The 12,668-nt window shown below is 56.3% G+C and carries 9 protein-coding genes and 1 pseudogene; 5 read left to right on the top strand and 5 right to left on the bottom strand.

Features of this window, described 5'->3' with window-relative positions; translation table 11 throughout:
* Positions 1 to 336 precede the first annotated feature (336 nt).
* From VQ065_RS19470 to VQ065_RS19480, 4 genes and pseudogenes are all read left to right on the top strand, one after another.
* A complete protein-coding gene (locus VQ065_RS19470; RefSeq protein ID WP_196678509.1) occupies positions 337 to 1,026 on the top strand; it encodes a GIY-YIG nuclease family protein in 690 nt (229 codons plus the stop codon).
* Positions 1,027 to 1,341: 315 nt separating this feature from the next.
* Positions 1,342 to 1,875, top strand: coding sequence for a hypothetical protein (locus VQ065_RS19475; RefSeq protein WP_123788669.1), 534 nt, complete (start codon positions 1,342 to 1,344; stop codon positions 1,873 to 1,875).
* 56 nt (positions 1,876 to 1,931) lie between these two features.
* Positions 1,932 to 2,055, top strand: a pseudogene (locus VQ065_RS32015) (IS3 family transposase); the annotation flags it as partial.
* A gap of 131 nt (positions 2,056 to 2,186) precedes the next feature.
* A protein-coding gene (locus tag VQ065_RS19480) for an IS3-like element ISPa32 family transposase (RefSeq protein WP_087819173.1) occupies positions 2,187 to 3,325 on the top strand; the annotation gives its coding sequence in 2 pieces (ribosomal slippage) (positions 2,187 to 2,436 and positions 2,436 to 3,325; 1,140 coding nt in all).
* A gap of 278 nt (positions 3,326 to 3,603) precedes the next feature.
* Here the strand turns inward: VQ065_RS19480 and VQ065_RS19485 are convergent.
* From VQ065_RS19485 to VQ065_RS19500, 4 genes are read right to left on the bottom strand one after another with little or no spacing between them, the layout of a single operon-like run.
* Complete coding sequence (locus VQ065_RS19485; protein WP_019486382.1) at positions 3,604 to 4,440, bottom strand: DUF7281 domain-containing protein; 837 nt, start codon at positions 4,438 to 4,440, stop codon at positions 3,604 to 3,606.
* Positions 4,437 to 5,687, bottom strand: coding sequence for a hypothetical protein (locus VQ065_RS19490; RefSeq protein WP_003090621.1), 1,251 nt, complete (start codon positions 5,685 to 5,687; stop codon positions 4,437 to 4,439). The genes VQ065_RS19485 and VQ065_RS19490 overlap by 4 nt, the downstream gene beginning before the upstream one ends.
* Positions 5,684 to 6,331: a hypothetical protein gene (locus VQ065_RS19495; RefSeq protein ID WP_003090623.1), complete on the bottom strand. Its 648-nt coding sequence runs from the start codon at positions 6,329 to 6,331 to the stop codon at positions 5,684 to 5,686. Before VQ065_RS19495 ends, VQ065_RS19490 begins: the two co-directional genes overlap by 4 nt.
* Positions 6,328 to 10,227 carry an ATP-binding protein gene (locus VQ065_RS19500; RefSeq protein ID WP_003090625.1) on the bottom strand — a complete coding sequence of 1,300 codons (3,900 nt, stop codon included), beginning with the start codon at positions 10,225 to 10,227 and terminating at the stop codon, positions 6,328 to 6,330. Before VQ065_RS19500 ends, VQ065_RS19495 begins: the two co-directional genes overlap by 4 nt.
* On the opposite strand from VQ065_RS19500, the gene VQ065_RS19505 reads away from it, so the two are divergent.
* A complete protein-coding gene (locus VQ065_RS19505; protein WP_023098562.1) occupies positions 10,215 to 11,093 on the top strand; it encodes a WYL domain-containing protein in 879 nt (292 codons plus the stop codon). The genes VQ065_RS19500 and VQ065_RS19505 overlap by 13 nt on opposite strands.
* Positions 11,094 to 11,266: 173 nt before the next feature.
* Here the strand turns inward: VQ065_RS19505 and VQ065_RS19510 are convergent.
* A protein-coding gene (locus VQ065_RS19510) for an IS3-like element IS222 family transposase (RefSeq protein WP_086937300.1) occupies positions 11,267 to 12,429 on the bottom strand; the annotation gives its coding sequence in 2 pieces (ribosomal slippage) (positions 11,267 to 12,174 and positions 12,174 to 12,429; 1,164 coding nt in all).
* Positions 12,430 to 12,668 lie beyond the last annotated feature (239 nt).

The raw sequence follows: 12,668 nt of genomic DNA on the forward strand, positions 1-12,668 counted from the left end.
GTGTATACCAACAGCCCAACCGTGACGATCACGTCACCCGAGAGAACTCATTCACTGATGACAAACTGAAGTCCACCCCGTAGCTTAAACACCTTCGTAACGCAGCTACCGCATTGTTCTACCATACGCCAGGCTTCCTGCCATTATCTAGCTAAACATTAGGCGCCATAAATGAACCCATCTGCCACCATAAAACTTTTTCTACCACTGGGAGATCCTAAGCGCGTCCGTACGGCAGAGATATCCAATTGGTCGGGAAAAGCTATCGCAGCCCCACGCTCTGATTTAGACCGACTTTTAAATCGCCGCGAACTTCTGTAGCCGGGTGTGTATCTCTTGCTCGGAGAAGACCCCGATTCCGGCAAGCAGGTTGCATATATAGGTGAAGCTGAGGTCGTTCTAGATCGCATTAAGCAGCATCGGAGCAAAGAGTACTGGAACTCCGCCATCGTTTTCGTTAGCAAGGATGAAAACCTCACCAAAGCCCACATTCGCTACCTTGAAGGGCGAATCATTGAGCTTGCCAGTCAAGTTGGCCGCTACAGCCTAATTAACGCAAACAACAGTGGATCGCGCCTGCCAGAGTCAGATCAACACGATATGGAGGTCTACCTTGAGCGCATCGGACAGCTATTGCCCGTTCTTGGCTCGGAACTACTCACTCCGGTAAAGCCGGTCGCCGAGCTACTCCAGCCTACAGAAGTACTTGTATCCAAGATTAAGAGTGCGGAGGCACGCGGAATGCGATCACCCAATGGCTTTGTCGTTTTAGCCGGTTCAACAGCCATTCTGCAGGAACGACAAAGCGGAAAAACACATGGCGCCTGGATACTCAAGTTGCGGCAACAACTGATCGAGAATGGAACGCTTCAGCCGCAGAATGGACTGTTAATCTTCACTAAAGACGTCGAGTTCTCAAGTCCAAGCGCAGCCGCAGGAGTGATCCGAGGTGGAACGGCGCCTGGACCGATATCCTGGAAGAACCAAGCCGGTCGCACACTAAAAGAGATTGAAGGTGACGCCTAAGCTATCATTGGAATTTGCGTGTAGACGCCTAACTTATCATTGCATACAGATGATGTTCTGTAGGAGGTCTACTGATCCCGGATCACTGATTCAAGCGAAAAACTTCGTCATATTGAGCAAACAACGACGTACATTTCCGCCGAGTTCAAACTCGGAACTGCTGCCTTGGAGTTAAATCTACAGCTATATCGAAGCCTACTGGCCGCTCGACATCGTGGCCTTTGCGTTACAGCCGCTGGGAAAAATCGCTTCAGGAGGAGCATCCGGGATAGGTTGATTACCACATACGGCATCTATCGAAATAAGGTTCTATTCATGCTCAACGAAATATCCTTAATAGTCTCGTTTTCTGCAGCAATTATCTCAGGACTTAGCCTGGCGGTCTCCATTTACAGTACTCGTCAGGATCGTGCACGGATACACACAAGATCAGAGATTTTCTACGACGCAACTCGTGGGTTAGAGCCAGCCCCCAGCATGAGAGTAATCATTGTCAATGCAGGACGCCGCCCTATAATAATGACCCGCTTCGTAATCATAAGCGAGCAAGGCAACTGGTTCACACCTCTTCGGGAACTTGGAGCCCATGAACTACAAGAAGTAGTTACCGAGGCACGGCCACTGATAGAGAAATTTGTTGCGCAAAATACATCTATTCGCCTTTCTGAAGGTGATATTTTCGAACTGATAATCCATCATGACGATGACCGTATACTTTATAGCTTCTTTGAGGACAGCCAGAGAGAAGCAAAGGACATTCAGATTGAAGATGTCTTAGGACGAAGATACTGGATCAAAGATGCAAAGAAGAACATTTCAAATTTGAAATCATTCTTCAGTAACACATGAGTCATTCGATGGAGCAGATACAACCGTCAAGTTCATCGAAAGAATGGAGACACCGTGAGCAAATCGGGCGGTTCAAGGTATGTACCTGATGCGTGAGCTGCGTTGATCAGCAAGCAGCCAGGCTCACATGCGTACAAAAAGGCCACAGTAGAGCGGCCAGATATTCCGAATATATTGAATTGGACTACCCCCGATACGATAGACATTCCCGGCCTATGCTTTGAGCATAGGAGGAAGTCCATGTGACCTGCCCCCCGATTTCAGTACCACGTCAAACTTAGTAGAGTCCGTTTTCCGAGCAGGAGACGGCAGTGAAAAAGCGTTTTACCGAAGAGCAGATTCTCGACTTCCTCAAGCAGGCGGAGGCCGGTGTGCCGGTGAAGGAACTGTGTCGCCGACACGGCTTCAGTGATGCCTCGTTCTACACCTGGCGGGCCAAGTTTGGCGGTATGACCGTGGCGGACGCCAAACGGTTGAAGGATCTTGAACTGGAAAACAGCCGATTGAAGAAGTTGCTCGCCGAGGCCCACCTCGACATCGAGTCGCTGAAAGTGGTCGCCCGGGGAAAAGGGTAAGCCCGACAGCACGGCGGGAGGCGGTGCAGGAGATGCAGGCGCGAACCGGCATCTCCGAGCGTCGTGCCTGTCAGTTGATCGGGCTGTCCCGCTCGGTGTTGCGCTACCAGCCGCGAGCCAGTGTGCAAAACACCGAGCTGCAAGCCCAACTGGTGGAACTGGCCCAAGAGCGCCGGCGCTTTGGCTATCGCCGCCTGCACATCCTGCTGCGGCGTGCTGGCGTGCAGGTCAACCACAAGCGGATCTATCGCCTGTACCGCGCTGCCGGCTTGATGGTGAAACGGCGGCGCCGCCGCCATGGCGTCGCGGTGGAGCACGAACGTCTGAGTTTGCCGAGCGCACCAAACCAGGTCTGGTCGATGGACTTCGTCTTCGATGCACTGAGCACCGGGCGACGGATCAAATGCCTGACGGTGGTCGATGACTTCACCAAGGAGTCGGTCGGCATCCTGGTGGAGCACGGTATCAGCGGCTTTCGTGTCACACGGGCGCTGGACGAGATGGCGCGGTTTCGCGGCTACCCGAAAGCGATCCGCACCGACCAGGGGCCCGAGTTCACCGGCAAGGCACTCGATCAATGGGCCTATCAGCGCGACATCAAGCTGAAGCTGATTCAGCCTGGTAAGCCCACGCAGAATGCCTTCATCGAGTCGTTCAACGGTAAGTTCCGGGACGAATGCCTCAATGAGCACTGGTTCTGTTCGCTGGCCGAAGCGAGAATCCGCATTGCGGCCTGGCGGCGGGATTACAACGAACACCGACCGCACAGCGCGATTGGCAATCTCACCCCGGCAGAATTTGCTGCAAGTTGGCGAACTCGCCAGCAGCAACTGAAGCAGGAAAAATTAATATCAACCCCAGGGCCTACTAACTAGGCAGCGGTACTAAAACTGGGGGCAGGTCACCGCTTGTATCGTAGCTTGCACCAGATTCATGGACTGCACAGCGCCGAGCCTCAAGGGCCTAGACCAGCAACGCGCGAAAAAACTGGCGATACGCCAAAGGCAACCACTTGCCCCCTTCCCCATCGGCGCAGGGCCTATTCAACTAACCCCAGCGAGCATAAGACAACATCTCTAGGACGAGCACTCTCAGCCTAAATGGGTATCAGGGATTAGCAGACCACTACAATCACACCCAACAAAGAAACGGTTCATACGTAGCAAAGTAGCGGGCACGAGAACGCAGCCATCGATTCCTGGGAGAACCCTGCGCGGTAATGATGAATGATCTTCGCCAACGGATTGTCGGCTGCTAAGAGCCCAGGCATGAGACTAGCTTGAGTCTCGTAATCCTGAAGCTTACTAACACCTGCATCGTGCATGGTCTGGAAGGCCTCAGGACTCGGCCCAAGGGTGCCCTTTGATAGGACCTCTTTGTTTGCGTTTACCAAGCCCTGTGGATCCGCATCAGGGAAGTAGTAAACCTCGGGCACGCGCTTAGCCAAATCCACCACAGCCCCTATCGAGAACTGAGGCGACCCTCGGAACACGAAAGGAGCGTCAACCAGACCCTCCGGAAGGACAAAGCGCGACGCATCGAGCATGGCCTGCAGGTTCTCAACGATGATAATCCGGCGCTGCCCGGCAACCAGCCTTGAAGGCACCGTCAACATGCATCCAGGCATCAGCGGCTGGACAGAGTCCCCCAGCTGTATCTTCCCGGAGGGGGCTGAGACCAGGACGAGGTCCTTAGCGACACGCTCACCGGACAGTTTTTCGTTGCGCATGGATGCAGCCAGCTCAGCGCGACCACCCTGAATCTTGCTACCCGCCACATGCGGGTCCCAGCCGGTATGCCGCTCAGCAAGACTGCGTAGCGCCTTCCTGTCCTCAGCGTCAAGCAAAAGTCTGCGCCCACTGATCCTGCCGACCCCATAGGCCTGATGGATTTGCAGCCAAACGTCGCCCAAGGCGACCTCAGTTGAAGCCATGCGAACTACGCGACTGATCATCTCAACGACTCGCTTGCTTTGCAGCAACGATGTCATGACCGCTCCCCTTTATTCCTTAGGCGCAACACCAAGTCGACCACGACCTGATTACCGAAGCCTTCATGCGGCGGCGCCAGCACCGGCGACAACACGAAACGCGGAATCGTCCCGACTCGGGCGGCATCCGCCATGAGTTTCAGGTAGTAGGCATCCAATGCATAGAGCCAGATGGCACTGCGGAAACCTCCGGCGGCGACTTCCGTCCAGTAAGCCAGCGCACTCTGAGGCGACAGATCACGCTTTAGCGCTGCGAGCATGCGATGGAAATGCGGCTCGACAAATGGCTCTGGGGCATCCTCGACCTCAGGCGCCGCAGGAACCACCTTCACGGCTTCGCGACTTACCAACGGATCGAGCAGCATCTTTCTGACTTTCGGCAAAGGCATTGCCTGAATCAGGGCCAACATTTCCTGTATGGCTTTTTCATCCTCTACAGGCGGGAACAGGTAGCCGCTATTGGTCAGGCGCGTAGCACGAACCCAGTTAGCTGCATCGGCACGCTCCAGGATCCCATCCAGATCAGGACTGTTGCCATCCTGCAGCCAGGAGAATACGCCCTGCGCCGCCCGGCGATAATGGTTACGCCGTCGCATGGTGGTGCCCAGCTGGTTCAGTCGGTCGATCAGGTCACGTATGCCCGTCTTGCAGCGATCCATCGACTCATACAGGCTGGTCAGCAGCAAACGACGAAGAGACCGATCACCGTGACACCACTGACTCAGCTTGTCACGATCGAAGGCCATCAGCTTTTCAGACAGGCGCCCGAGGCGCTTCACCGCGCTGTCGATATCCCTCAGGCGGTCTCTGAACCGTGAAGAGTACCCGTATCGAGCCTCGATAAAGTCAGTCGCCGCCCGGTGTTCATCACGCAAATGGGTGACGACCTGACGAACAGAAAGCCGCACCTGCTGCAGCTCTCGATCCAGCTCAGAAGGCGCCCCCTCCTTGGCCGAGTGGAATCGTTCACAGCCATGTTCTATACGAATCAACAGTTCCTGCAGGTCAGGCGCAGACAGCTCAAAGCGCTGCGCGCCAATGCGGGCCCCCAGGTCAAGCAGCATGGAGGAAGGATGGAGGCACCCGTCGCAGTCATCGACCAGTCGCTGACTGACCAACCAAGACAGCCCGGCCGTCATTTTTTCCGGCTTTGGCACACCCTCTTCGTCAGCCTGGCAAATGTCCTCGATGATGTCCGCATTAGCGACCAGATGAGCACCGAACTCTCGCCAGTTATCCGCCTTCACAGAAGCTCTCCCGTGACCTGGCTCTCATCAGGCTCAACATCTTCTGCAGGCAGCAATTTCTGGCTATCGGCGATCCAGGACACTACCTGGTAGAAGTAGCCCATCTTGCCAGTGGCCACATAAAGGCTGGACTCAGCCCCCTTGGGAACCAGATAGCCCGCCTCCACCAGTCCTTTGAATACGACATTCAGTTTTTCCTTGTTGGCATCGACAGTCTTTACCCGAGAGAACAGCGGGTAAACGCAGAGATCACGAAGCTGCTCACGGGCGACCTGGAACTGATCTACGTGCATCAGCAACTCACCAAAGGAGACTTCCTCTCCTGGTGACAGGCAAACATCCCCTTGCCCTGCTCGGCTGTAGAGATGGATGAAATGCAGAACAGGCATAATCTGATCGCGAACGCGCTTCAGTTCCTCCATCGCCTCACGCCGATCGCCAGAGTCGGCCAGGTCGACGTAACGGGCAAAGAACGCTGTGACATCTTCGCCTTCGCCCAGACGCGCCAGCGCCCGTCCAATTGGGCGAAGTGCGCCATCAATGGCAGCAGCATACTCAGGCTGCCGAAGCTGCTCGTAAACATCGCGATTGGAGTAAGGACAGAAGAACTGCCCGTCGATGAGTCCTTCGAGAACTTTTCTCATGCGGACACCTCTTCTTCCTCGGGAAGGCCGGCGTTCAGCTCATCCAGAGCCACCGGATCAGCGCCCCGATACTCTTTCAGATACACCCCGCCCGAACGGCGCCGATCAAGGGCGTATAGATTTTTGAAGTGACGCATCAGCTCTGGCGCTCCACCTGGGAACCCCAGCATTAGCTTGACATTGCGCGAGTTGAAATTGCCCACCAGAGTAGCTGCGTTGTTGACCTCCAGCTCCAGCGCCTCATCCACAGGCACGATCAGCTCGAAGTCAGCATCCCGACGGATCATTTCGAAAAGTGCCAAGTAGATCATCCCGACCACAATCTTCAGTTGACCGGTACTCAATCCATCGCCCAAGTCTGTCGTGTTGCGCGCGACACGCGGCTGCCCGTTCACCTGCCAGGACAGGCTGACCTCGAAGCATTCTTCGATCTGCGCACCCCGCCACTGCTTATCAACCATGGCCGAGTGAAGCATACGCAGGGCGTGATCAAGCCCATCGGGCGGAAAGGCATCATTACCCATGACGCCCCATCGAGCCGATTGCAGCTCAATCGCTCGAATGTGCTCCCAGATCGGCAGGTCATTGATCTTCAGATCTTTGATCTTCGAGACCACATGGAGGTGGAAATTGGTGAACTCCGGGAAACGACCGAGTACCTCAGAGACCTTCAGCGTCGCACGCCGGCCAACGTCCTGAATTATGCGGTCGACTTCTGCAAGGATTTTGCCGCCTTCGACAAGTTGGTTGCACAGCGTGCGGATATAGGTGACCAGCTTGCTCCGCTGCACATCATGGCCATCATCGATATACATCTGCAGTTCTGGCGCGGCGTAAAACCAGACCCGCTCACCCGAGCTATCGGCATGCCTGGCGCGCATGATGATTTCGTGCACAACACCGGCCTCGGGGGTGGCCCGATGCGCAAAATTAAAGGGAGCCTCAATATCACGAAGAAGGCCGCGCCCCTCCTGCTTGATCTGGTGAGCGTCCCGGATTATCCGCCCGACTTCCGACTCAATATCCGCTGGAGAAAACTTCTCCAGGCTCTCAGTGCCGGAGGAGACCGCAGCAACCGAGCTAAGACGATCCAGAACCGAACGCAGCGCGCTGGCCTGATCGAAGAGCACGCTGTTGCGGGCCGCAAGTTCAGCTTGCCGTGCCTTATAGGCCTTCTGTCGAGCCTCATCTGCCGCACGCATCGCCTGCAGCTCACGCTCAATCCGAGTGACCACTTGTTCTGCCTCTGCGTAGGCGGCCTCACGGGCAGCCACGGTAGGCCAGGCGGATTCAAGCCATGCTTTGTATTCCTGAATTCGAGGCAACAGCTCAACCAGGCGTCTAACCGCCTGCTCGAGACCGCTCACCGTGGTTTCCAGTCGGCGAACCGCGCCAGCATCAATGCCGGCGCCCTGCAGAGCAGAGAACCGGTCGGCCTCAATGCGCTTGATCTCTTCGCTATGATCCCGCTCAAGCTCAGTCAGGGCAGCGGCAAGAGCCTCTTCAACGGAGCTTCGCTGGGCCGCAATGTCCTGTCTGGCCTGATCTGCAATGCTCTTCAGCTCAACCTTGTGGCGACCAAAAGCGGCCTTCAACTCATCGATCTCGACGATCTTTTCCGACAGCGCAACAGAAGCCTTGTCGGCCGCCTCCTGCGCCTTGGCGCGAGCCATTGCTAGCAGCTCTGCACCCTCATCACGAAGTGACTCTAGGCGCTGCTTTCTGGCGGCGATATCAGCCTCAAGGTTTGACGTACGCGCGTAAAGCGGTATTCGCTCCTCACGCAGTTCATTGCGTCGCACCTGAGCGGCTGTGGAACGACGATTGAGGGCCGCCTCGGCCTCATTGCATTCTTCGATTCGCAGATTCAGCAGCGCGATCTGCGACTCCAGCTCTTCGAGGCTGAGCACCTCAACAGGCTTAAGACGCTCAAGGTCAATCTGCAGGCCAAAGACCCCGACAGATTGTGCAGCAATCACTGGCGACAGATCCTCACGCAGCAATAGCCGGGGATCGATGACACGCCCCACGGTATTTTCCCAGTCAGGCATTCTGCTGCGAAGAAACGAAAGCAGCGTGTCATCAGCTGCGCTCAAACGAGCGGAGAGCGACTTGACTTGCGCCCGCAGCTCATCACGGCCACGGGCTAGCCCTGACATTTCGGCGGCAAGTTCCTGCTGCTCCTCCATAACGGCAGCAACATCAGCATCGAGCCTGGCCAGGTCATTCCGGGTTTGCTCCTGCGACTCATAGAGCTGAGCCAAGGCGGTCTGTTCTGCATCAATCTGCTCTGCCATATCCGGCAGATGCTTCTGCCTCGATAGGAAGGCCACTTCTGCCGCAGCAGAAGCGTCGATCGCAGCCAGACTACTTCGGGTGCACTCATGCTGAGCGAGATCATCCGTATACGCCTTGTGAGCCTGCCCAAGCGCCTCTTCCGAGGCCTCGTTGTGCGCGCGCAACTGCGCATCAAGTTCAGAGAAGCGGGCCTGCGCCTCGCCGTGGCGGTTTTCACGTCGAGACGACAGCGAATCGATGGCGGCACGTTCCATGGCGGAAAACCGCGACACGATGTCCGCACTTTTACTGGTCATCAGCCCCAACTGCTCTCGCTTAGCGGCCAGATCCTCCTGCATCGAAGGGAGGCTGTCGATTTCAGCAAGCAATGCCGGCATACCGGCCTTGTCATACCCGATCTTCTGCTCTTCCAGCGTCCTCAGCAGCCGCAATTGCTCAGCGGAAGCTGCACGGGCGTTGCCCAGACGACAATCAAGCTGCCGCTGCTCATCACGAGAAACATCTTGCGCAGAAAGCTCCTCTTTGCGCTGCGTTTCCATGGCTTCCGCAGCAGCCTCCTGCTCCTTCTTGACGGAAAACTGCCGCGTCGCAGCGACCGTCTTCAGGCGTCCAAGCTGCAGATCGCAAGCCATCAGCCGGCTGCGCAAGGCCGCCAGATTGAGAATCTTGGGTTTTACTTCCCTATCCATTACCAGGTAGCTCGCCCGGTTGCTGATCGCACTTAGGAAGGACTGGACATCGATACCTGAAAGGTCGATCTCGCTACGCATGGTCTCCTGCCGGATAATTTCTCCGACAGCAGACTCCATGGAGTCAAAGGTGCCCTTGGATTCGAGCAGGGAGAACATCAGGCTGTCGATGCCAGCAAAGTTGCGCCTCAACGGCGCCAGGGAATACATGCGCCGGAAGAGGTTGATCATCTTTTTCACGGCCGCATCCGTGATGCCGTCCATGTCTGCCGATCCAGTGTTGTACTGGATGATCTTGCTGTAATGGCTCCAACTCAGTTCCGGCGTACAGTCGACTCCCATGCCCTGGATACGACTGCTGACCTTCCCAGGCAGCACCAGCTCGCCGGAGTCCTGATCCACATAAAGCAGCTCAGGCCTCCAGCCAGAGGCTGCCAACTGGTAGGCGTAACCATTGGATGACCGATGCAGGATGGCCAGCCGAAGCGCGCCCTCGTGGTTCTCGTACTCGAACACGATGTAGCTCGACGCATTAGGCAGGTAGTGATCAGCGAAACTGGTGGTATTGGTCCCCTTACGAACCATTCGCCCAGCTGGGGCCCCATAAAACAAGGGGATCAGCTTCAGAAAGGTTGATTTACCGATCCCGTTGGTGCCTGTCAGGCAGGTGTTTTCGTCTGCTTTCACCTCGACGATCTCGCCTCGGCAAAGTGAATCAATCAGGATGACTCGAAGAAGTTTGGCCACAGGGCCTCCGCGCGCAGAAAGGTGGACAAGTGTCAGCGCGGACGCGATAGTCGATACAAGAAAATCGGCTATCGAATCTTTTTGATTCTGACGTTGGATCAGAAAGATATAATTTTGTGTCAGACAGTGGCAAGCTGAGGTTATATACAGTGTCCAACCCATCCCCCATTGAAGGCATCCCACAGAAGCAACGGGACAGACTGGCGTTCATTGAGCAACAGGCATGGTTCTGCGGCGCGGTTTCTCGGAGGGATGTTGTCAGTCGCTTCGACATCCAGACGGCCGCAGCAACCAGAGATCTGTCGCTATACCGCGAACTGGCACCTGAAAACCTGTTTCTGGACCACCGAGAGAAGGTGTACCGCCCGAGCGAAGGCTTTAACCCTATCTTCACCTACTCGGTTTCCCGCATCACAACTTGGCTGAGTCAGGGATTTGGAGATGAGGAGCATTTGAGTTGGTCGACGGGGATCCCATGCACTGTCAGCGAGTCCTTGGCACAACCCAAAATTGGCATCCTGGCAGCTGTCTGCCGCGCGATCAGGCAACAGCGTGCTATCGAGATTACGTACGAGTCACTCACCCGATGCAGCACCAGGGTTATCGCACCGTTCGGCCTGCACAGTGATGGTCGGAGATGGCACGCGAGGGCATACGATAGGGAAAGCTCGGAGTTCAGGGATTTTGTGATAACCCGGGTGGGATCGATAAAAGATGCTGGACAGGCCCGCGTGACCGAATGCGCCAATGAGGATGACGATTGGTCTCGCCGAGTCGTGCTTGAGCTGGTCCCCCACCCAGAGCTTGAACGCAAAGAGCCGGTGCTATGCGACTACCCCTTCAACAAAGACGGCGTAATGCTCGTAAAGGTTCGAGCAGCCGTCGCAGGCTACGCTCTCAGACAGTGGGGAGTTGACTGCTCGCTCGATCACTCTGGATCAGCGCGCGAGTACCAGCTCTGGCTGCGTAATCGGGAAGCATTGTACGGAGTCCCCAACTTGGTGCTTGCGCCCGGATACGCACCCTAAGCCACTCATGAAGGATACTTTTGTTGTCGCTAGTTCTGCCATGAGGCTCCAGCAAACATGACGAGCCCGATAGCAAAGACTCGGCAAAAGCCGGGGCTTTGCTCGAAACCGGTGAGGGTAAAGAATAGGCTATCGCCTCTGGTGCTGACCTACCTAAAGTCCTTGTGTAGTGGTCAACCCATCCCGGACAGTGGGTTGAGTTTTTCTTCGGCCACCGCAGGTGGTAACCCGTCGTTGAATTGATGCGGCCTGATCCAGTTGTAGCGGTGCATCAAGTAATGACTGATGTCCCGTTGGGCCTCCTGCGCCGTCAGGTAACCCGTTGACGGGACCCACTCCGACTTCAGACTGCGGAACAGGCGCTCCATCGGCGAGTTATCCCAGCAATTCCCTCGGCGACTCATGCTCTGCTGCATCCGATAGCGCCAGAGCCGTTGCCGAAACAGGCGGCTGGCGTACTGGCTGCCCTGGTCTGAATGGAACAGCACCTGCTGTGGCTTGCCGCGCTGTTCGTAGGCCATGTCCAGGGCCTTGATCACCAGTTCGGCATCCGGCTTGGCCGAGAACGCCCAGCCGATCACCCGCCGGGTATGCAGATCCAGCACCGCGGCCAGGTAGTGCCAACGGCCTTGCGCCCAGACGTAGGTGATGTCGCCACACCACACCTGATTGGGATGCTCGGTCGCGAATTCGCGGTTCAGCCGATTCGGGATATCCGGCCGCTCAACCGTGGCCTGTTTGTAGGCGTGCGAGCCCGGTTGCTTGCTGACCAGGCCCAGCTCACGCATCAACCGACGCACTCGGAAACGGCCGATGGTCACGCCCTCTTCGCGCAGCATGCCCAGAATGCTGCGGCTGCCGGCCGAGCCCCGACTCTGGCTGAACAACTGGTTGACTTGGCTGCGTAGCGCCACGCGGCGAGCATCGACACGCCGCCGTCGAAGACGGTGGACGTAGTAGCAAGACCGCGCCACATCGAAAGCTGAACAGACCACTTCCACCGACTCCTGCTCACTCAACTGGTCTATCAGCGCGTACGATCGAGTTCGTCCGACATCAAGAGAGCGGTAGCCTTTTTTAATATCGCTTTCTCCCGCTCCAATCGGTTGATCCGGGCTTCCAGCTCCTGGATCTTTTGCTGCTCAGGCGTCAACGCCTTGCTCTTCGGGGTCACACCCTGGCGCTCCGCCTCGAGCTGCTTCACCCAACGGCGCAAGGCCGAATCCACCACCCCCAGCGAACGGCAGGCGTCGATATGGCTGTAGCCTTGGTCCAACACCAGGGCCGCGGCCTCTCGTTTGAACTCGGCGGAAAACGTACGTCGTTGCTTGCTCATCAGACACCTCTCTCACGGCGAGGATTCTCGCCTAAATCGGTGTCCGGGATCAGTAGACCACTACACTACAACGCGCAAGAATGCAAGTTAGAGAGCACCAATTTGATTGGGTAGCCCAACTGATTGGAATGGAAAACGTGAGGACGTGCCCGAGCTTAAAACGACACGCAAAACGAAATAAACCTGCGTTGAGCCTTTAAGCAAGACCTTCAATCAACCATTACGCACAGTGTAAAACC

The organism is Pseudomonas sp. KBN10P06128, from assembly GCF_037574945.1.
Classification (GTDB): Bacteria; Pseudomonadota; Gammaproteobacteria; order Pseudomonadales; family Pseudomonadaceae; genus Pseudomonas; species Pseudomonas aeruginosa.